This window comes from Pelagimonas sp., from assembly GCF_058892305.1.
In genome coordinates, this window is record NZ_JBZXVN010000039.1 from 1 (window position 1) to 20,865 (window position 20,865).

20 protein-coding genes and 1 pseudogene are annotated in these 20,865 nt (G+C 57.9%); 19 read left to right on the forward strand and 2 right to left on the reverse strand.

Annotated elements, in window-relative coordinates; translation table 11 throughout:
* A pseudogene (locus tag AC5EFR_RS15970) lies at window positions 1-496 on the reverse strand (mechanosensitive ion channel family protein); the annotation flags it as partial.
* A 554-nt stretch (window positions 497-1,050) separates the two neighbouring features.
* Here AC5EFR_RS15970 and ybgC point away from each other — a divergent pair.
* From ybgC to AC5EFR_RS16050, 16 genes are all read left to right on the forward strand, one after another.
* Window positions 1,051-1,437: a tol-pal system-associated acyl-CoA thioesterase gene (gene ybgC, locus AC5EFR_RS15975; RefSeq protein ID WP_493576780.1), complete on the forward strand. Its 387-nt coding sequence runs from the start codon at window positions 1,051-1,053 to the stop codon at window positions 1,435-1,437.
* Between the two features lie 320 nt (window positions 1,438-1,757).
* Complete coding sequence (tolQ, locus tag AC5EFR_RS15980; RefSeq protein WP_299929604.1) at window positions 1,758-2,453, forward strand: protein TolQ; 696 nt, start codon at window positions 1,758-1,760, stop codon at window positions 2,451-2,453.
* Window positions 2,454-2,456: 3 nt separating this feature from the next.
* On the forward strand, window positions 2,457-2,936 hold the full coding sequence (tolR, locus tag AC5EFR_RS15985) for a protein TolR (RefSeq protein WP_493576781.1): 480 nt from the start codon (window positions 2,457-2,459) through the stop codon (window positions 2,934-2,936).
* A gap of 10 nt (window positions 2,937-2,946) precedes the next feature.
* A complete protein-coding gene (locus AC5EFR_RS15990; RefSeq protein WP_493576782.1) occupies window positions 2,947-4,104 on the forward strand; it encodes a cell envelope biogenesis protein TolA in 1,158 nt (385 codons plus the stop codon).
* A gap of 171 nt (window positions 4,105-4,275) precedes the next feature.
* The gene (gene tolB / locus AC5EFR_RS15995; protein ID WP_493576803.1) at window positions 4,276-5,577 is read left to right on the forward strand and encodes a Tol-Pal system beta propeller repeat protein TolB; all 1,302 of its coding nucleotides are present in this window, start codon (window positions 4,276-4,278) and stop codon (window positions 5,575-5,577) included.
* A 108-nt stretch (window positions 5,578-5,685) separates the two neighbouring features.
* The gene (gene pal, locus AC5EFR_RS16000) at window positions 5,686-6,213 is read left to right on the forward strand and encodes a peptidoglycan-associated lipoprotein Pal (RefSeq protein WP_493576783.1); all 528 of its coding nucleotides are present in this window, start codon (window positions 5,686-5,688) and stop codon (window positions 6,211-6,213) included.
* A gap of 3 nt (window positions 6,214-6,216) precedes the next feature.
* Window positions 6,217-7,056 carry a tetratricopeptide repeat protein gene (locus AC5EFR_RS16005; protein WP_493576784.1) on the forward strand — a complete coding sequence of 280 codons (840 nt, stop codon included), beginning with the start codon at window positions 6,217-6,219 and terminating at the stop codon, window positions 7,054-7,056.
* Window positions 7,053-8,342 (forward strand): tRNA lysidine(34) synthetase TilS, encoded by a 1,290-nt coding sequence (tilS, locus tag AC5EFR_RS16010; protein WP_493576785.1) that lies wholly within the window; start codon window positions 7,053-7,055, stop codon window positions 8,340-8,342. Before AC5EFR_RS16005 ends, tilS begins: the two co-directional genes overlap by 4 nt.
* A 90-nt stretch (window positions 8,343-8,432) precedes the next feature.
* Window positions 8,433-10,352, forward strand: a complete 1,920-nt coding sequence (gene ftsH, locus AC5EFR_RS16015; protein ID WP_493576786.1) for an ATP-dependent zinc metalloprotease FtsH — start codon at window positions 8,433-8,435, stop codon at window positions 10,350-10,352.
* The gene (locus tag AC5EFR_RS16020) at window positions 10,349-11,131 is read left to right on the forward strand and encodes a methyltransferase domain-containing protein (RefSeq protein WP_493576787.1); all 783 of its coding nucleotides are present in this window, start codon (window positions 10,349-10,351) and stop codon (window positions 11,129-11,131) included. Before ftsH ends, AC5EFR_RS16020 begins: the two co-directional genes overlap by 4 nt.
* Before the next feature lie 123 nt (window positions 11,132-11,254).
* A complete protein-coding gene (locus tag AC5EFR_RS16025; RefSeq protein WP_493576788.1) occupies window positions 11,255-11,839 on the forward strand; it encodes an MOSC domain-containing protein in 585 nt (194 codons plus the stop codon).
* Window positions 11,840-11,999: 160 nt separating this feature from the next.
* Window positions 12,000-13,676, forward strand: coding sequence for a formate--tetrahydrofolate ligase (locus AC5EFR_RS16030; RefSeq protein WP_493576789.1), 1,677 nt, complete (start codon window positions 12,000-12,002; stop codon window positions 13,674-13,676).
* 48 nt (window positions 13,677-13,724) lie between these two features.
* Window positions 13,725-14,051 carry a chorismate mutase gene (locus tag AC5EFR_RS16035; RefSeq protein ID WP_493576790.1) on the forward strand — a complete coding sequence of 109 codons (327 nt, stop codon included), beginning with the start codon at window positions 13,725-13,727 and terminating at the stop codon, window positions 14,049-14,051.
* 10 nt (window positions 14,052-14,061) lie between these two features.
* Window positions 14,062-14,955: a bifunctional 5,10-methylenetetrahydrofolate dehydrogenase/5,10-methenyltetrahydrofolate cyclohydrolase gene (locus tag AC5EFR_RS16040; RefSeq protein ID WP_493576791.1), complete on the forward strand. Its 894-nt coding sequence runs from the start codon at window positions 14,062-14,064 to the stop codon at window positions 14,953-14,955.
* An 11-nt stretch (window positions 14,956-14,966) separates the two neighbouring features.
* Complete coding sequence (gene folD, locus AC5EFR_RS16045; RefSeq protein WP_299929572.1) at window positions 14,967-15,869, forward strand: bifunctional methylenetetrahydrofolate dehydrogenase/methenyltetrahydrofolate cyclohydrolase FolD; 903 nt, start codon at window positions 14,967-14,969, stop codon at window positions 15,867-15,869.
* Window positions 15,870-16,058: 189 nt separating this feature from the next.
* The gene (locus AC5EFR_RS16050; protein WP_493576792.1) at window positions 16,059-17,072 is read left to right on the forward strand and encodes a hypothetical protein; all 1,014 of its coding nucleotides are present in this window, start codon (window positions 16,059-16,061) and stop codon (window positions 17,070-17,072) included.
* Between the two features lie 12 nt (window positions 17,073-17,084).
* On the opposite strand, the gene AC5EFR_RS16055 is transcribed toward AC5EFR_RS16050, so the two are convergent.
* The gene (locus tag AC5EFR_RS16055; RefSeq protein ID WP_493576793.1) at window positions 17,085-17,297 is read right to left on the reverse strand and encodes a SlyX family protein; all 213 of its coding nucleotides are present in this window, start codon (window positions 17,295-17,297) and stop codon (window positions 17,085-17,087) included.
* A gap of 154 nt (window positions 17,298-17,451) precedes the next feature.
* Here AC5EFR_RS16055 and hisS point away from each other — a divergent pair, with 154 nt between their 5' ends.
* Genes hisS through hisG form a run of 3 tightly spaced genes read left to right on the forward strand, consistent with a single transcriptional unit; the run spans window position 17,452 to window position 20,833 of the window.
* The gene (hisS, locus tag AC5EFR_RS16060) at window positions 17,452-19,068 is read left to right on the forward strand and encodes a histidine--tRNA ligase (protein ID WP_493576794.1); all 1,617 of its coding nucleotides are present in this window, start codon (window positions 17,452-17,454) and stop codon (window positions 19,066-19,068) included.
* On the forward strand, window positions 19,065-20,144 hold the full coding sequence (locus AC5EFR_RS16065; protein ID WP_493576795.1) for an ATP phosphoribosyltransferase regulatory subunit: 1,080 nt from the start codon (window positions 19,065-19,067) through the stop codon (window positions 20,142-20,144). The genes hisS and AC5EFR_RS16065 overlap by 4 nt, the downstream gene beginning before the upstream one ends.
* Window positions 20,141-20,833: an ATP phosphoribosyltransferase gene (hisG, locus tag AC5EFR_RS16070; RefSeq protein ID WP_493576796.1), complete on the forward strand. Its 693-nt coding sequence runs from the start codon at window positions 20,141-20,143 to the stop codon at window positions 20,831-20,833. Before AC5EFR_RS16065 ends, hisG begins: the two co-directional genes overlap by 4 nt.
* Window positions 20,834-20,865 lie beyond the last annotated feature (32 nt).

Below are 20,865 nucleotides of genomic sequence, written 5' to 3' on the forward strand. Positions count from 1 at the left end.
GGCGGGCGGTGGCGTCATCGAGTAAACCAAGGGTGTAGAGCGCCATGATCGGCAGCAAGATGAACTTGCCCAGCACCCGCAACAAACCGTCTTGGATGATCTCATTGACCAGAATGCGCGCGGCAAGGAATAGGAAGACGCGTTTGCCAAAGGCGATCACCGCGCCAGAGCCAAACAGCGCGCGGGTCATTTGTTCGCCGATGCCGGTAAAGGCCCATGCCAACAGCGGCAAAAGCAGCGGTACGAAGATCAGGAAAAACCGACGGATCGTCGCAAGGATTGAGGTTTTACCCGCTTCCGGAGTTAGGAATTTTTCCAAAAGCGGTTGCAGGCGTTTGGATAGGAACCAAGCCGCGCCAAAGGCGGCCATCAAAAGACCGAACTGCGACCACGCCGCCGGGGAGAGCAGCCAACCTTTGGCAAAATCCCACGACTGCATGGCATATTCGACCATATTCTGGACGAATTGAGGTTGCGAGGCGAGGTCAAAATTCATGGTATATGATCCGGGCGTTGGTTGGCACAACTCTTGCCCTTAAGGCGGCAAAATCACAAGAGGTGTGGTAAATGGCGGTTGAAAGTAATCAAATTTACTCACTTTGTATCCGGGCCATTCCGAATGGGGCTGAACTGACCCCCAAATCGACAGGGCGCCAATACATGACCTTAATCCGGCGAGCAGAGGATATGGAGATGAAATGGATTTCTTGGCAAGATATACTAAAGCGTATTTTCAGTCTCTGGGTGGGTTGTTCAAATTCTTTGCATACGCTTTTGTGGTTGGAGGCGTGATCTTTGTTGGAATAGCCGTCTTGGACATGCGCTATCGTTGACCAGCTGTCAGAATAGCGTCACTTATTGAACATAAGTTCTACCAAGTCAGACTAATCCTTTGTGTTAGGCGTTCGCAGTTCTGTCAAAATGGTGCCTGCGCTGACGAGACGCGTCAGGGATTTCGTAGGATACCAAAACCTTTGCAGAAATGCGGCCTGCAGTTGCGCCTACAGCTCTGATTTGCAATGGGTTGGTCGACCAAACCGGAGCCACATCATGACCCACCGCTTTTCTGTTCGCGTCTATTACGAAGACACCGATATGGCCGGGATCGTTTACCACGCCAACTACCTGAAATTTATCGAGCGCGCGCGCTCGGATTGGGTCAAGGTTATGGGGCTTGATCAAAACACGATGCGTGAAGAGGGCATCGTGTTTGTGGTGCGCCGTATTGAGGCCGATTACCTATCTGCGGCCAAGTATGATGACGAGCTGATTGTGCAAACCGACGTGCGCAGCATGGGCGGCGTGCGATTGGTCATGGGCCAAGAGGTGTTGCGCGAAGGTGAAGTGGTGTTTCGCGCCGAGGTGACGGCGGTTTGTATGACGCTTGAGGGGCAACCGACGCGGCTTCCTAAGCAATTGCGCAAATCGGTACATTAATCGGTACATATAGTTGATCGCATTGCCTTCTGCGGGCGGGCAAAATCCGTGCACGGATTTTGAGGGGGGGCGATGTTGCGCCATTCCTCCGAGCGGCAATTGCGACGCCCCCCTTGGCCGACGGACACTTCACCCCGAGATATTTGTGAAAAGAAGACGTGTTGACGGTATTCTCTGGCGGGGAATTGCCGGTCATGACGGAAATGCGCGATTTGACGCGCAGACAGTAGCCTTTCCCCTGCAAATACGCTAACAGTGCTGTTAATCAGAGCCCAGAAACGCAAAGTTTTAAAGGGCCGACAGGAAAAAAGAGCAGGTTCATGGAAGCAGAAACGCTTGCCCTGGCGCAGGAGATCGACTTCTCCATGTGGGGTCTATTCGCGCGCGCCACACTTACCGTCAAACTGGTTATGCTGATGTTGATCATCGCCTCGGTTTGGTCGTGGGCGATCATTTTCGACAAGCTGATGTCTTATCGCAAGGCCCGCAAGGAAGCCGATAGTTTCGACAAGGCGTTTTGGTCCGGTGAGCCGCTGGACGAGTTGTTCGATCAGATCGGGGTTGAACCGAAAGGCCGGGCCGAACGGGTCTTTGCCGCCGGTATGATGGAATGGCGCCGGAGCCATCGCGATGATGGTGGTTTGATCGCCAATGCCCAAAGCCGGATTGACCGATCCATGGATGTAACCATTCAAAAAGAAGCGGAGGCCTTGCAAAAAGGGTTGCCGGTTTTGGCGACCGTTGGGTCGACCGCGCCGTTCGTTGGTCTATTCGGCACGGTGTTTGGCATCATGAACGCTTTTATCGAAATCGCCCAACAACAGAACACATCGCTTGTGGTTGTGGCACCGGGCATTGCCGAGGCGCTTTTGGCGACCGGTCTTGGTCTTATGGCCGCGATCCCGGCGGTTGTGTTTTACAACAAGCTATCGGCGGATAGTGACCGCATTATCGCGGGCTACGAAAGCTTTGCTGACGAGTTTTCGACCATCCTTAGCCGCCAGTTGGATTCCTAAGCCATGGGCGCGGGTGTCATGAAAAACGGTGGTGGTGGCGGGAGCCGTCGCAGACGCGGGCGTCGGGGTAAAGCCGCGCCGATGTCCGAAATCAACGTCACGCCCTTTGTGGACGTCATGTTGGTGTTGCTGATCATCTTTATGGTTGCGGCGCCGCTATTGACCGTGGGTGTGCCGGTGGAATTGCCCAAGACCGCCGCCCAAGCTTTGCCTCAGGAAACCGAAGAGCCGCTGACCGTTTCGATTGCCGCCGATGGCACTGTGCTGATCCAAAGCACCGAAATCAGTCGCGAAGATCTCATCCCGCGCCTGCGTGCCATTGCGGCAGAGCGCAGCGATGACCGGGTGTACCTGCGCGCCGACGGCGTGGTGCCTTACGAAGACGTCGCCCAGATCATGGGGGCGTTGAATGCAGGTGGGTTTTCCTCAATCGGTTTGGTGACCGATGTGGGTGGCCCGGCCTTGAACGGCCCAGATAATTAAGGGCGCTGACGTGCAACGTGGGCTTTATATATCAGGTGGGGCACATGCCCTGGCAATCGGATGGTTGCTGTTTGGGGGGCTGTTTCAGTCGGCCCCACCAGAGATGGAGGTCGCCAATGTGTCGGTGATTTCCGAGGCTGAGTTTGCCGCGCTGACCCAGCCGAACCCAAGCGGCCCGGCCCCCGATGCCCCACAGCCAGCCCCAGACCAACCCGCGCCGCCACCCGAGCCAGAGCCGGAACCAGTTCGGCCAACGCCGCGACCCGATCCCGAGCCGACGCCACAGCCCGAGCCACAGCCGGTGCCGGAACAACCTGCGCCCGAGCCGTTGCCGGTTGTGCCCACGCCGCCAACCCCGGCCGAGGTCGTCGATACGCCGCCGGTTTTGATCCCGCCGGAACCTGAGCCTGATGTGCCGCCGGCACCGGAACCCGCGCCTTTGCCAAGTTCGGCCGCCCCGACGCGTTCTTTGCGCCCAAAACCGCGTCCGGCCCCGCGCGTGGCCCCGGAACCTGTTGCGCCGCCAGAGCCTGATACCGTTGTCGCCGAGGAAACCCAGCGCGCCGCCGCGCCCGATGCCGAGAGCCCGGATGTGGTCGAAGACAGCCAAGAGGCCACAGCGCCAGAGGAAGCCACAACCGAGATCGTGACCGAGGCCGAAAAACCCTCGGGCGCGGTGACAAAATCCTTGCGCCCACAGGCGCGCCCTCAAAGTGTTGCAGCCGCAGCACCCGCGCCCGCGGCCGAAGCGGAGCCAAGCCCGGCAACGCCAAGCGCCGATGATGCCTTGAACGCAGCCTTGGCCGAAGCCCTAGCCGGGGGCAGCGATGATGAGGCCCCATCGGGCCCGCCAATGACACGCGGTGAAAAAGAGGGGCTGAAGCTGGCGGTTGAGGCCTGTTGGGTCGTTGATGTTGGGTCACAGTCGGCCAATGTCACCGTGACCGTCGGGTTCGAGCTTGATCGCGACGGCAAAGTTGTGCCCAGCACGTTACAAATGATTTCATCCCAAGGCGGCAGCGGTGGCGCGCTTGAGGCAGCCTTCCAATCGGCACGCCGTGCGGTTTTGCGCTGTCAGAACACCGGTTACGACCTTCCGGTGGAAAAATATGACCATTGGAAACGGGTCGAAATGACCTTTGATCCGTCGCAGATGCGACTGCGCTGAGTGATGACGTGCGCAATTCCCCGCCAATTGGGCCGCGCAAGAGTGTTTGTTACCGGTAAAAGTTTGGTTAAGGTGCGGACAACCGGGCATAGACCCGGCCACGACCGACAGAGCAGTTCCCAAGGAGGGACGATCATGCATATCCGCTTGGGATTATCTGGCTTTGCACACATGGTGCTGGCTTTGGCGCTGATGCTGACCCCTTTCATGGCCTCGGCCCAAGAGCCGCTACGCCTGACGCTTGATAGCGGTGTGGTCGAGCCGATGCCCTATGCGGTGCCCAATTTTGTGCCCGAAAGCTCGGACGCGATGGCGCATTCGGAGAACATCAGCCGGGTGATTGCCGACGATCTTACCGGCACCGGGTTGTTTCGCGAAATTGGCCGCGATGCCCATATCAGTACCGTGTCGAGCTTTGGTGCTCCGGTGCAATTTGCTGATTGGAAGGCGATCAATTCGCAAGCGTTGATCACCGGCGCAGTGAGCACCGATGGCACCGGTCGGATCATCGTGAAATTCCGGGTTTGGGACGTTTTTGCCGGTCAAGAGCTTGGCGAGGGGATGCAGTTTGCATCGACGGCGGATGGGTGGCGGCGGTTGGCGCATAAGGTTGCCGATCAGGTCTATGCCCGTCTCACCGGGGAAACGCCGTATTTCGACAGCCGCGTGGTGTTTGTGTCCGAAACCGGCCCCAAGAATGAACGTCAAAAGCGCCTTGCGGTGATGGATTTCGACGGGGCCAATGTTCAATACTTGACCGACAGCCAGTCCATCGTTTTGGCCCCGCGTTTCTCGCCTTCGGGCGATCGGGTTTTATACACGAGCTACGAAACCGGTTTCCCACGGGTGCATGTTTTGACGGTGGGCGATGTGCGCAGCCGGATTTTGCAGGCCAATGACGGTGTCATGAGCTTTGCGCCGCGGTTCTCGCCCGATGGTCGCACGGTTGTCTATTCGCTGACCCAAGGGTCGAACACCGATATTTGGGCGATGGATGTGGCCAGCGGCGCAACGCGCCGTTTGTCGGTATCGCCTGCGATCGAAACGGCACCAAGCTATAGCCCAGACGGCAGCCAAATCGTGTTTGAAAGCGATCGCAGCGGCACTCAGCAGCTATATGTGATGCCCGCCAATGGCGGCGAAGCGGTGCGGATCAGCTTTGGCCAAGGGCGGTATGGAACGCCGGTTTGGTCACCGCGCAATGATCTGATTGCCTTTACCAAGCAGAACGAAGGCCGTTTTCACATTGGTGTGATGCGGACGGACGGATCAGAAGAACGCCTTTTGACAGCGTCGTTTTTGGACGAGGGTCCAAGCTGGGCCCCAAATGGTCGTGTGTTGATGTTTGCGCGTGAAACGCAGGGCGCACAGGGGGCTTCGGCCTTGTATTCAGTGGATATTTCGGGGCGCAACTTGAAGCGGGTGCGTACGCCAGCCGGTGGATCGGACCCAAGTTGGGGGCCGCTTCAATAGCCCGCAGCGCGTTTTTCGGCAGCGGGTTGCACAAGACAACGAAGCGGATTCCCGCTGGCGACGAGCTGTGATAGGCTGCGCCCAAGAAGAGAGAGCAGGACGAGAGACATGACATATTTCCCAAAAGCAGCATTGCTGGTGGCGGCCCTTGGTCTGGCGGCCTGTACCAGCCCGGATCGCTTTGGCGATGGTCAAGGTGGCGCGGGCGCGGGCCTTGATACCAATGCCCCAACCACAAGCTATGCCCCAGGTAGCGCCGATGATCCGACGTCTGTCGCGCATTTTCAGCAACGGGTCGGTGACCGAGTGTTGTTCTTGGTTGATCAATCCTCGTTAACCGCCGAAGGGCGCGCGACGCTTGACCGTCAGGCCCAGTGGTTGGCGGTGAACTCCGACTATCTCGCTGTGATCGAAGGCCACGCCGACGAACAAGGCACCCGCCAGTACAACCTTGCCCTAGGCGCGCGCCGTGCCAATGCGGTGATGGAATATCTGGTGTCCAAGGGCGTGCCATCGAGCCGCTTGAAATTTGTCAGCTACGGCAAAGAACGCCCGCTTGAGATCTGTTCGGCCGAGGCGTGTTACGCCAAAAACCGCCGCGCTGTGACCATTCTATCGGCTGGTTTGACGGGGTAACGCATGCGGGTTTCGTTTGCCTTTGGGCCGGTTCTGGCCCTGCTGATTGGCGGTGCTGCCGGACAGGCCCACAGCGCCGAAACACTGGCGGATATTCGTCAGGATATGGTGGTTTTATCTGTTGAGCTGAAAAAGCTTAAGCGCGAGCTTAGTACCACTGGCGGTAGTGGTGTGACCATTGCCGGTGACCAATTGGAACGCATCACATCCATTGAAACCCAGCTTCAGCGGATCACGGCCAAGGCCGAACAGCTGGAGCACCGGATTTCGCGGGTGACAAGCGATGGCACCAATCGCCTTGGCGATCTGGAGTTTCGGTTGTGCGAATTGGAGCCGGGCTGCGATATTGGCACGCTTGGCAAGACGACCATGTTGGGCGGCGATGCGGTTCCAGTGAGCACGCCCGCCCCGGCGATTGCCGAACCGACCGACGGTTTGCCGGTTGGAGCCGGTGAGTTGGCAGTGAGCGAAGAGGCCGATTTCCTTGATGCGCAAAAGGCGTTGAACGCCGGTGATTTTGCCGCTGCGGCGCAGATGTTTGCGGTCTTTCGCGAAACCTATCCGCTAGGCCCGCTGGAATCCGCGGCGCTTGTTGGCGAAGGCCGTGCCTTGGACGGGCAGGGCGACACGCGAGAAGCGGCGCGCCGTTACCTAAACGCCTACTCGGGGTTCCCCGATGATCAGGTCGCACCCGAAGCGCTCTGGCGTTTGGGGGTGTCACTTGGGAAACTGGGGTCCACCCCAGAGGCCTGTGTGACCTTGCGCGAAGTTGCGGGCCGCTATCCGGGGTCAGATTTCATCGCCAATGCCACCCAAAGCCGCGCGGACCTCGGCTGCCAGTGACCCAAGACCTGCCCAATCTGGACCAGCGCTTTGCCGAGGCGATGGGTCAGCTTTTGGGCCCGGATTTTCCCGATGAGATTGGCTTGGCCGTATCGGGCGGCGGCGACAGCATGGCCATGTTGGCGCTTGCACATAATTGGACGCGAGTCTGGGGCGTGAAGCTTCGGGTGGTGACCGTTGATCATGGCCTGCGCCCCGAAAGCAGCGACGAAGCGGCGATGGTTGCGGCGGAATGCAAAACCCTTGGCTGGCCGCATGACACGCACAAGTGGCAGTGGACTGGCGAGGGCAATCTCCAAGATCAGGCCCGCATTGGACGGCTTGAGATTTTCGACACATGGCGTGGTAACATGCGTCATGTTTTGGTGGGGCACACGCGTGATGACCTTGCCGAGACCTTTTTGATGCGTCTCAAACGTGGGTCGGGTGTTGATGGGTTGTCGGCAATGCTTGCCCGACGCGACGTCGTTGGGGCCGATGGTCAGTTTGAACTGCTGCGCCCCTGTCTTGATATGCGGCGTTCCGAGTTGCGGCACTATTTGACGGTTCTGAAAACCCCATGGGCCGATGATCCATCAAACGATGACACCAAATATGATCGTGTGAAAATGCGCCAATTGCTGGTTCAGTTGGAGGACGAGGGGTTGGGCGTTGATCGGCTGGCCGAAACCGCCAACCGCCTAAGGCGCGCGCAAGAGGCGTTGCGACGCCGGGCGGTTGATGTTTGGCGGCAGGTGGGGCGCGAGGGTTCCACAGAATTTGGTCCGACCGGTGACATATTGTTTGATCGCGACAAGTTGGCCGAGATCGAGCGCGAAACGCAGCTGCGTGTGATGGCGACGGCGCTGCAATATGTCTCGGGGAAGGGGTATCGCCCGCGTGAGTCCGCCTTGGACTCAGTGCTCGAACTGGCGCTTTCTGGTGGGCATGGCACTCTGATGGGCTGTGAAATCAGGGTGGAACATCAAAATTTGAGAATATTTCCTGAGTTGAATGCCATACAGGATTGGCGGCTTGGGCCCAATCAGGGCGCGGTTTGGGACCATCGCTGGTCTCTCGTGGCGCCCTTGAAAGGCGGGCAATTGGTTGCCCCCTTGGGCGAAGAGGGGTGGCAGCAGATTGCAGATAAGAAAGCAATGACAGTACCTTATCACGCTGCACGAAGCTTGCCGGCCCTTTGGGAGGCGGGGCAATTGCGCGCCTGTGACCCCTTGGGGATCGGCGAGGGGCCAACCGTTCAACTGTACCGCAGCCACAGCTTTGAGCGCTTCCTTCTTTCGCATTGAAGTGGCGCGTTTCATGTCTATGTTGTGACACAACGCCCGGAGTGCGCGCCGCGCACCCGATTTCTTTTGCCGTCACTTGGGGGATCTTCCTTGGGCAACGCTCGTAATATCGCTTTCTGGATCGTTCTTTTCGTTCTGATCCTTGCTCTTTTCAGCCTGTTTTCCGGCAGTGGAAACACCCTTCAAAGCAAGGAGGCAAGCTATTCTGAGTTTGTCGCCGCTGTTGAGGGCAAGTCTGTCGACTCAGTCGTTATTGATGGTGAACAAGTTCGCTATCGCACCAAAGATGGATCTGACCATGTCGCCATCAAGCCCGAAGATCATGAGATCACGCAGCTTTTGATCGAGAACGACGTACCAACATGGGCCGAACAACAGGAACAATCCGGCTTTCAGGCCTTTGTGATTGGCTTGCTGCCCTTCCTGCTGCTTATCGGTGTGTGGATCTACTTTATGAACCGCATGCAAGGCGGTGGCAAAGGTGGCGCGATGGGCTTTGGCAAATCCAAGGCCAAGCTTTTGACCGAAAAGGCCGGCCGCGTGACCTTTGATGATGTCGCCGGAATCGACGAGGCCAAAGAAGAGCTTGAAGAGATCGTCGAATTCCTGCGCAACCCGCAGAAATTCTCGCGTCTTGGTGGTAAAATCCCCAAGGGTGCCTTGCTTGTTGGCCCTCCCGGTACGGGTAAAACCCTTTTGGCGCGGGCCATCGCGGGCGAAGCGGGCGTGCCGTTCTTTACAATTTCGGGGTCTGACTTTGTTGAAATGTTCGTGGGTGTCGGTGCAAGCCGCGTGCGCGACATGTTTGAACAGGCCAAGAAAAACGCACCTTGTATCGTGTTCATCGACGAAATCGACGCCGTGGGCCGCGCCCGTGGTCAAGGGTACGGCGGCGGCAACGACGAGCGCGAACAGACGCTCAACCAGTTGCTTGTTGAGATGGACGGGTTTGAAGCCAACGAAGGTGTGATCATCGTTGCGGCCACCAACCGTCGCGATGTTTTGGACCCTGCTTTGCTACGTCCGGGTCGTTTTGACCGTCAGGTCACCGTGCCGAACCCAGACATCAAAGGCCGTGACAAGATTTTGGGCGTGCATGCGCGCAAAATCCCACTTGGCCCAGATGTTGATTTGCGCATCATCGCGCGCGGGACACCGGGATTCTCGGGGGCCGATCTCGCTAACCTTGTGAACGAAGCGGCGCTGATGGCCGCGCGTGTCGGTCGCCGGTTTGTGACCATGGAAGATTTCGAACAGGCCAAAGACAAGGTCATGATGGGCGCCGAGCGCCGCAGCATGGTTTTGACCGATGAGCAAAAGGAAATGACAGCCTATCACGAAGCCGGTCACGCCCTGGTTGGGATTCACCTGCCCAAATGTGACCCGGTTTATAAGGCGACGATCATCCCGCGCGGCGGAGCCTTGGGCATGGTGATGAGCCTGCCTGAGATTGACCGTTTGAACATGTTCAAAGATGAATGCCACCAGCGGCTTGCCATGACTATGGCGGGCAAGGCGGCTGAGATCATCAAATATGGTGAGGATCAGGTCTCGAACGGTCCAGCAGGTGACATCCAACAGGCATCTGCCTTGGCGCGGGCCATGGTGTTACAATGGGGTATGTCGGAAAAGATCGGCAATATTGATTACCGCGAAGCCGCTGAGGGCTATCAGGGCAATACCGCCGGTCTTTCGGTGTCGGCCCATACCAAAGAGCTGATCGAAGAAGAGGTTCGTGGCTTTATCCAAACCGGGTATGAGCGCGCGCGCGAGATCATTTTGGAACGCGAAGAGGATTTCGAACGTCTGGCACAGGGGTTGTTGGAATACGAAACTCTGACCGGTGAGGAAATCCAACGGGTTATGCGCGGTGAGCCGCCCCATGCGGATGATGATGACAACGGTGGCAGTGCCGAGGCCGACAAGCCAAGCCTGACCGCGATTCCCAAAACCAAATCCAAAGCCAAACCATCGGGTGATGGCGGCATGGAGCCGGAACCAAACGCATGAAGACAGAGCAGGGCGCAAAATGGAATCCTGAGGCCTATCAACGGTTCAAAGGGGTTCGTTTGCGCCCTGCTATTGATTTGATCCACGCGCTGCCTGCGTTGCCTGACGGGGTGATTGTGGATCTTGGCTGTGGCAGCGGAGCGGTTGGCGAGGCCCTTAAAGGGCTTGGCCGGGACCTCATCGGGGTCGATAACAGCCCCGAAATGTTGGCCGAGGCGGAAAAAACCGGAAGCTATGACAGCTTGGTGTCGTCGGACATCAGCACATGGACACCGGAGGATGCCCCGGCGCTGATCTTTTCCAACGCAGCGTTGCAATGGGTGGACAACCATCAAGATGTGTTGCCACGGCTGATGGGCCTCTTGAAGCCGGGCGGTACGCTGGCCGTGCAAATGCCCCACCAAAACAACGCCCCATCCCATCACATCTGGAAAAGTCTTGCAGAAGAGTTTTGGCCCGGTCGCATAGATTTCGCAACCGGCCCTGATGTGATGTTGCCAGCAAGCTATCACCACCTGTTGTCGCCGCTGGGTCATCTAACCTTGTGGGAAACCGAATACTATCAGGTGTTGGAGCCGGTCCAGACCGGCCATCCGGTGCGACGGTTTACCGAGTCCACCTATGGCTTGCCGATTTTGCAAGCCTTGGACGAGGCTGAACAAACTCGATTGATCGCAGCCTATGAGGCGGTGATCGGCACCGCCTATCCAGAGGCCGAGGATGGAACGGTGCTATTCCCGTTCCGGCGGATGTTTATGACGTTGACGCGCCCTGCCTAAGGGCATGTTTCAAGTCTGACAAAATCTGTGCGGCAAATGGCCGATGTTTTGCTAACTGTGGCCTTGTCAAATCCGGGCTCCATCGGTCTATTCGCGGCACATGACGCGCGAAAAGGACATGATATGCCCGCCCTGAAACCGACCGACTATTATGCAACCATTACATGGGCCGGGGCTGTGCCGGATGGCGACGGTCTGCGTGCTGTTGCTTCGGATAGCCTCACTTTGGGCTGGGATGGGCCAGAAGGTGAAAAGCACGGCGGTCGCACGCGGCCCTCGTGTAGCCGGGTCACATCACAACATGAACGCGGCACCGAGATCGCCAATGTGCGCCAGCTTTCTGTTTTGTCGCAAGAAGAGCTAAACGCGATTGCCGCCGATATGGGGATCGAAGCGCTTGATCCGCTTTATCTCGGCGCGACTTTGGTGATCGAAGGAATTGCAGATTTCAGCTTTGTCCCGCCATCGTCCCGGCTTCAGGCCGAAAATGGCACGACCATCATAATAGATATGAACAATCGCCCCTGTATTTTCCCCGGCAAAGAGATCGAAGCCGATATGCCGGGATATGGTCCCAAGTTCAAACCCGCCGCCAACAATCGGCGCGGTGTGACCGCTTGGGTGGAACGTCCGGGTGTGTTGATGGTCGGCGACAAGCTGCGTTTGCACATCCCTGATCAACGCGCTTGGACCCCCGAGGCCAAGTAACAAAACGTGCGGGTCGGAGACATGCGTTTCCGATCCGCTCCGCGCCGCGCTTCGTCGCGCCGCTACAACGCCTAGAAATGTCGGATTCGCTGTCACCCTTTGTCGTTTCCCACGATATGCGTGGATCAACGACACAATTTTTTCGACAGGGATCGCACTGATGGCTTTTAAAACCGACATCGAAATCGCCCGTGAGGCCAAGAAAAAGCCGATCATGGAAATTGGCGCCAAGCTTGGCATCGACGCCGAACATTTGCTGCCATACGGCCATGACAAGGCCAAGGTCAGCCAAGAGTTCATCAACTCGGTTCAGGATCGTGAAAACGGCAAACTGATCCTTGTGACCGCGATCAACCCAACGCCCGCGGGCGAAGGCAAGACCACAACAACCGTTGGTCTGGGTGACGGTCTAAACGCCATTGGCAAAAACGCCATGGTCTGTATCCGCGAAGCCTCGCTTGGTCCCAACTTTGGCATGAAGGGCGGCGCCGCCGGGGGTGGCATGGCGCAGATCGTGCCGATGGAGGAAATGAACCTCCACTTTACCGGGGATTTCCATGCGATCACCTCGGCGCACAACCTTTTGTCGGCGATGATCGACAACCACATCTATTGGGGCAATGAGCTTGAGATCGACGAGCGCCGCGTGACATGGCGCCGTGTGCTTGACATGAATGACCGCGCACTGCGGGATACCGTGACCTCGCTTGGCGGTGTTGCCAACGGCTTCCCGCGTCAGACCGGGTTTGACATCACCGTGGCGTCTGAAGTCATGGCGATCCTCTGCCTCGCCAAAGACTTGGCCGATCTGCAAACCCGTCTGGGTGATATGATCGTCGCCTATCGCCGTGACCGCGCACCCATTTATGCCCGTGACATCAAGGCCGATGGCGCGATGACCGTGCTGCTGCGCGACGCGATGCAACCGAACCTTGTTCAGACCCTCGAAAACAACCCGGCCTTTGTGCATGGCGGGCCATTCGCCAACATCGCGCATGGCTGTAATTCGGTCACCGCGACAACAACCGCGCTGAAATTGGCCGATTATGTTGTGACCGAAGCGGGCTTTGGGGCCGATCTTGGCGCTGAAAAGTTCATGAACATCAAGTGCCGCAAGGCCGGCCTTGCCCCCGATTGTGTGGTTCTGGTTGCGACCATCCGCGCCATGAAAATGAACGGCGGCGTGGCCAAAGCGGACCTAGGGGCCGAGAACGTGGATGCGGTCAACGAAGGCTGTGCAAACCTTGGTCGCCACATCGGTAACCTCAAGCAATTCGGTGTGCCGGTGGTTGTGGGCATCAACCACTTTGTCACCGACACAGATGCCGAAGTGCAGGCGGTTATCGACTATGTGGAAACCCAAGGCGCAGAAGCGATCCTGTGCCAGCACTGGGAAAAAGGCTCTGAGGGTACCAAGGCGCTTGCCACCCGCGTCGCCGAAATCGCCGACGCAGGTGTGTCGCAATTCGCACCGCTTTACAAAGATGATCTGCCGCTGTTTGAGAAAATCGAGCGTATTGCAACCTCGATCTATCGGGCGGACGAGGTGATTGCCGACAAGAAAATCCGCGATCAACTGCGCGCCTGGGAAGAGGCCGGGTATGGTCATTTGCCAGTTTGCATGGCGAAAACCCAGTATTCCTTTAGCACAGATCCAAATTTGCGCGGAGCACCCACCGGCCATTCGGTTCCGGTGCGTGAGGTTCGCCTAAGTGCGGGTGCCGGGTTTATTGTCGTTATCTGCGGTGAAATCATGACCATGCCGGGCCTGCCCCGCAAACCTGCGGCGGAAAATATCCGCATCAACGAAGAGGGTCTGGTCGAAGGTCTGTTCTAAAAAGACCGGAACGATTTGATTGCGAAAAGGCGTTTGGCGGGGTAGGGCATGGCTGTGAAATCTTTGGATGGACACAGCATGTTAGACCCCGCCGATTGCCCTGATATGGCGACCCTGCGCACTCAGATTGATGCGCTGGATCGCGACCTGATTAGCCTGTTGAAAACGCGGATGGGCTATATCGACCGCGCCGTTGAAATCAAGACGGGCGTTGGGTTACCCGCCAATATTCCCGCCCGTGTCGAAGATGTTGTGACCAAGGTCAAAGCCGCCGCTGTCGAGCAAGAGCTAGACCCGGAGTTGGTCGAGGTGCTTTGGCGGCATTTGATTGATTGGTCGATTGCGCGCGAGGCGCAGACGATCAAACTAGACTGAAAGGCAAGCTATGCGCGCTGCACTCATTGACGGAAAATCCATCGCAGCAGACATGCGCGCCGCGGTCGCCAAAGACGCGGCCGCCTTGGCCGACGCGGGCTGGGCGCCCAAGCTGGTCTCGATCAGTGTGGGAGATACCGCCGCGGCCGAGCTTTATGTGCGCAACCAACAACGGCAGGCGAATAGTGCCGGGGTTGAGTTTGAAGCGCGCAATTACCCTAGCGAAACCTCGCTTGAGCAGATGACAGGCATTTTGCAGGGGTTAAACGCCGATCCGCGTGTCAACGGTATCATCATTCAACGCCCTTTGCCCGAACACATCCCGGTGAAAGTGCTGCAAAAAATGGTGCATCCGCTCAAGGATGTAGAGGGCATGCACCCGGCCTCGATCGGAAATATTGTCTATAACGATCTGGCACTTGGCCCCTGTACCGCCGTTGCGGCGGTTGAGATTTTGAAAACCCTGCCCATGGATATGGAAGGGTTGAACGTCACCGTGATTGGGCATTCTGAGATCGTCGGCAAGCCGATTGCGTTTTTGATGATGGGTCTTGGGGCGACGGTCACCGTGTGCCACCACATGACCCGGTCCGTTGCCATGCACAGCCGCGCCGCAGATGCGGTGTTTGTGGCGGTGGGCAAACCCGGTCTGGTGACGGGCGATATGCTCAAACCCGGCGCGGCACTGATCGACATCGGCATCAACCGGATCGAAACGCCCGAAGGTGGCAAAACCGTTGGGGACGCCGATTTCGACAGCTGTGCCGAAGTGGCGGGTTGGATCACGCCGGTGCCCGGCGGTGTCGGCCCGGTGACCGTGGCGACATTGATGAAGAACGCCGTGTTGGCGACCCGTATGCAGATGGAACACTACCGAGACGCCTATGCGCGGACGGATATCTAAGAGGATATGACATGACAGCGACTGTGATCGACGGCAAAGCCTTTGCGGCCAAAGTGCGTGGCCAAGTGGCCGAACATGTGACCCGCATTAAAGAAGAAAACGGTATCACCCCCGGTTTGGCGGTGGTTCTGGTTGGCGAAGACCCCGCGAGCCAAGTCTATGTGCGGTCCAAAGGCAAGATGACCGTCGAATGCGGTATGAATTCCTTTGAGCACAAGCTTGATGTGGATACGTCCGAAGAAGACCTGCTGGCGCTGCTTGATAAGCTCAACGCCGACCCGGCGGTGCATGGAATTTTGGTTCAGCTGCCTTTGCCCGGACACTTGAACGAAGATCTGGTGATCAACCGCATTGATCCGGCCAAAGACGTTGATGGGTTCCACATTTCCAACGTTGGCCTTTTGTCGACCGGTCAGAAATCCATGGTGCCCTGCACGCCGCTTGGCTGTTTGATGATGCTGCGTGATCACCATGGCTCTTTGTCTGGTCTAAACGCCGTTGTCGTTGGGCGATCCAACATTGTGGGCAAGCCGATGGCCAACCTGTTGCTGCGCGATAGCTGTACCGTGACCATCGCGCATTCGCGCACCAAAGACATCCAAGAGGTTTGCAAACAGGCGGACATCGTTGTCGCCGCCGTTGGCCGCGCCGAAATGGTGACAGGTGATTGGATCAAACCTGGTGCTACCGTGATTGACGTTGGCATCAACCGGATTGATGCCCCGGAAAAGGGCGAAGGCAAGACGCGCCTTGTTGGTGATTGCGATTATGCCAGCTGTGCCGAAGTGGCCGGTGCGATCACGCCAGTGCCCGGTGGCGTTGGCCCAATGACCATCGCCTGTTTGCTGGCCAATACGTTGACCGCGTGCTGTCGCGCCAATGGTCTAAGCGAACCAGAAGGTTTAACGGCCTAAAACATGCGCGCGCAGGCATGGATGTGTCTGTGCGCGACCCAACGCAGCCGGTCGGCCTCGGCCACGAAACCGGGTGTCGTTTTGTAGGCATCAGAGCCTAGGCGCGGTTTTTCGCCACCATATACGGGCGTATTATGGACGCCGCCCATCGCCATGCGTTAGAAGTGCGCGGTGGGCAAGGGGGGCATTATGCACCGTATCATCATTTCACTGGCGCTTGCGCTTGTTGTGGCCGGTTGCGGCAACCCGTTGAAAGGCATGCCAAAGTTGAGCGATGTCGAGGTGGATACATCCGTAGGGCAAGCCGATGCGCTTGCCGCGCCGATTGACGCGGCCGTGGATGAGGCCTTGGTTAACCAAGCCCCCGTGGCGGTTACGCCAAGTGAAAAACCCTCCAAAGGGTTGATGGGCTTTTTGAAACGCAAAGCCGATGAGGCCAAAAGCGCGCCTGTCAAAAGCGCGACTGACACAGGGGATACACCCGAAGACATCGCCGGTCAGGCGTTGGACCCGGAGGCAGGTACCGTTGCTGTGGTTGAAACCGAGGATGGCCCAACTGATGCCGCGCCGCTGGTCTTGGCCGCCTTGCCCGAACCCGAGGTCGCAGCGCCGCCAGTTGCGAAGAAAAAGAAGGGGCTTTTTGGTTTTTCTGGCGGTGGCAGTGAGCGCGCAAGCAAGCCAAAACGGAGCAAAGGCCCCAAACCCGGCGACCCTGATTACGAACAAGTGGCGCTTGGCACCACCTTGCCCTATGGCAAAATCGCCCGTGTGTGCGGGGCCAACCCGTCGCAAATGGGCAAGAAGGCCGGACAATGGCCGGAGCGCGGACGCGGCTATACCCTATATGACAGCACGCCGGGGGCCACCGGGCAGCGCAGCTTTTACTTGACCGGGTTTGATGATGGCTGTGCGCGGGTGTTTAGCGCGGCACTGGTGTTGTTCGCCTCTCCAGAAAGCTATGAGGCCATCCACTACGGTCCAGCCGGGGCGACCTTGCCCACCTCGGAAACCGATAGGGCTTATGAAAAGGTTAAGTCGCGGGTGTGCCGGGTTGGCAAGGGTAAACCCTGTGGCAGCAAGATGAAAAAGCTCAGCAAAGATACGGTGTTTGTGACCGTTTACGAACGCTTTGGCGGCAGCCCACGATGGAAGAATTTCTTGCTTCACGATGGCGGCGTCGAGGCGATGGATATCAAATCTTGACGCCAGTTGTGATCACCAATGCGGCGGGCGTTCATCGCCGATAATCACCCCGCCGCCACCATCGCCACCTTGGGCGGCGCGCTCGGCCTCGCGGGCCATCAACATTAGAACCCGGTCGTGCAATGTCGAAAGCTCTTTGTCCTGACGGGCAACGGTGTCCGACAGCTCATCCACCGTTTTCATCAGATGCGCGATGCGTTCTTCGAGATGTGTGATGTCGGTCATATGAGATCCTTTGCGTTAAGGGTCAGATAGTGCCTGCCCCCAGTCGACACAACCATTTCAACACAAGTGCCGGGCAATAAGGCCGGGCTTTGCTTGCCCCGAGGGGGCCAAGCGGGTAGAGGGGGCACAACGGATTTTGAACCCGGAAGAGACCATGGCCAAAGTTAAAAAAGCTCCCCGCCCCAAGGCACAGACGCCCAAGGGGTTTCGCGACTATTTCGGCGCTGAGGTGACCGAACGCGCAGACATGCTCAAAACGATTGCCGAGGTCTACCATCAATACGGGTTTGATGCGCTGGAAAGTTCAGGCGTTGAAACGGTTGAAGCGCTGGGCAAGTTCCTTCCGGATGTGGATCGCCCCAATGAAGGCGTGTTTGCTTGGCAGGATGAAGACGAAACGTGGATGGCATTGCGCTATGATTTGACCGCGCCTTTGGCCCGTGTTTACGCGCAGCACCGCAATGACCTGCCGCTGCCTTACCGCCGCTATGCGATGGGGCCGGTTTGGCGCAACGAAAAGCCCGGACCGGGGCGGTATCGTCAGTTTTATCAATGTGATGCGGATACGGTTGGCGCGGCGAATGTCGCGGCGGATGCCGAGATCTGCGCGATGTTGTCCGACACGTTGGAACGCGTGGGCATTCCGCGCGGCGATTATGTGGTGCGCGTCAATAACCGCAAGGTTTTGAACGGCGTGCTAGAAGCGATGGGCGTCACAGATGATGCTCAGGCCGCAGATGTGCTGCGCACCATCGACAAGTTCGACAAGGTGGGCGAGGCCGGTGTGCGCGAGCTTTTGGGCAAGGGGCGTTTGGATGCGTCCGGGGCCTATATCGACGGTGTTGGGCTTAGCGCGGATCAGGCGGAGCCGGTTCTTCAATTCCTTTTGGCGAAGCAAAATGTTTTGGATCGTATCCAAAACGAGATGGATACTATGTCCAACGATGAAGACGGGTATGGTGCCTTGCTTCAGGTGTGGAATATTGAGCGTGGGCCAGGAAGAGCAAGAAAGGAACACCATTCTCCCCAATCCGGTCAACTTCTTACAAACCGAGTTCTTGCCTATCTACTTGAGATCGTAGGACCTTCAACCGAAGGCCAAGAAGGTGTTCAAGAACTCAGAGACATCTCGGACTTGCTTGTTGCACAAGGTTATGGCCCTGATCGAATTCAAATCGATCCAAGTATTGTTCGCGGCCTCGGTTATTACACCGGGCCCGTTTTCGAAGCGGAATTAACTTTCGAAATCTTCGATGAAAAGGGCCGCAAGCGGCAATTCGGATCGGTTGCCGGAGGTGGCCGCTACGACGATCTCGTCAAACGGTTCACTGGCCAAGAAGTGCCTGCGACCGGTGTGTCGATAGGTGTCGATCGCCTTTTGGCGGCTTTGCGCGAAAAGGGCCGGATTGGTGGCACCGTGGCGGCGGGGCCGGTTGTCGTGACCGTGATGGATAAAAACCGCATGGCCGATTACCAGACCATGGTCGCCGAGCTGCGCAATGCAGGCATCCGCGCCGAGGTCTATTTGGGCAATCCCAAGAATTTCGGCAACCAGTTGAAATACGCCGATAAACGTCAAAGCCCGGTGGCGGTTATTGAGGGCGGGGATGAACATGAAAACGGTGTGGTGCAGATCAAAGACCTGATCCTTGGTGCGAAAATCGCCGAGAATGCCACGCTTGAGGAATGGAAAGAGCGCCCCAGCCAATACGAAGTGCCGCGTGACCAATTGGTCGCTAAGGTGCGCGAGATTTTGGACCTGAATTCATGAGCCTGACTGAAATCAACGCCAAGGCCGCCGCGTTCAAGGCGGCCTTTCAATCCGCTGGGGCGGAGGCGCTGGAATGCGATATTCTGCTCTCGGCGGAAACTTTTCTTGACCTGTATGGCGAAGACGTGCGCACCCGCGCCTATGTCTCGTCCGACCCGGCGCGTGGCGAAGTGATGTTACGCCCGGACTTTACCGTTCCGGTCGTGCAAAAGCATATGGATGAGGGGGCGGAACCCGCGCGCTATACCTATAGTGGGCCGGTTTTTCGTCGTCAGGAAGAGCATCCTGAGCGCGCGTCTGAATACATTCAAGTTGGCTATGAGGTCTTTGATCGCGAAGACCCAGAGGCAGCCGACGCCGAGGTTTTCGCGCTGTTTTCCGAAACGCTGGCCGGTTATGGGCTGCGCGCGGTCACCGGCGATATCGGTATTTTGACGGCCGCGGTGCAGGGGTTAGAGACGTCTGAGCGGCGGCGAGCGGCCTTGATGCGCCACATCTGGCGGCCACGCCGGTTCCGCGCCTTGTTGGATCGGTTCTCTGGGCGTGCCCCGGTGCCACCATCACGCGCGGCACTGTTGGCGGCCACGGACCCCTTTGCCGAGGCCGGGCCCTTTAACGGCATGCGGTCCGAGGCGGAAATCCGCGCGCGGGTGGACGCTCTCAAGGCCGACGCCGAAGACGCCCCGCTATGCAAAAGTCAGGTTGAGCTTATCGAAAGCGTGCTCAAGGTTTCGGAAACTTGCACCTTTGCCTTGGAACAACTGCGTGACATCGCTGTTGATCTTCCGGCGATGAACAATGCGGTTGAGCGGTTCGCCCGCCGCAGCGAGGCTTTGGCGGCGCGTGGTGTCGATGTGGACAAGCTTGATTTTGAAGCCAGCTATGGTCGGACCTCGATGGAGTATTATGACGGTTTTGTCTTTGGCTTGCTGTCGACCCAACCGGGTATGCCCGCCGTGGCGACCGGTGGCCGTTATGATGCACTGACCCGTCGTTTGGGGCGCGGGCGTGAAATTCCGGCGGTGGGCGGCGTTGTGCGCCCCGATCTGTTGTTTGGTCTGGAGACACGGTCATGAGCATCAAACTGGGGGTGCCGTCCAAGGGGCGGTTGATGGAAAAAACCTTTGACTGGTTTGGCGCGCGCGGTGTGAGTGTGGCCCGGACCGGGTCAGACCGGGAATATGCCGGGGCCGTTGATGGTGTTGAAGGCGTTGAACTTGTGCTGCTTTCGGCCGGGGAAATCCCACGCGAATTGTCGGCGGGACGCATCCATTTGGGGGTGACCGGTACGGACCTGATCCAAGAAAAGCTGGTGCAATGGGATCAGAAAGTTGAACCCTTGGCCGAACTTGGTTTTGGCCACGCGGACCTGATCATCGCGGTGCCAAATTGCTGGGTTGATGTGAACACGTTGGATGATCTTGATGCAGCGGCAGCGGCATTTCGAGAGCAACACGGGTTTCGGATGCGGATCGCAACGAAGTATCACCGGTTGGTGCGTCACTATCTGCATCGCGGTGGCGTGGCGGATTATCAGTTGGTGGATAGTCAGGGCGCAACCGAAGGTACGGTCAAGAACCTCACTGCCGAAGCCGTGGCCGACATCACGTCGAGCGGCGAAACCCTGCGGGCCAATCACCTGAAAATCTTGGACGAAGAGCCGGTCCTTCGCTCACAAGCGACGCTGTTCCGCAGTCGAATAGCTCAGCTTGAGGGCAAAGATCGCGCAGCGCTTGAGGCATTGCGCGACCTTTTAGGGGTGTGACACCAAATTCCGTGCACGGAATTTGCAAAACT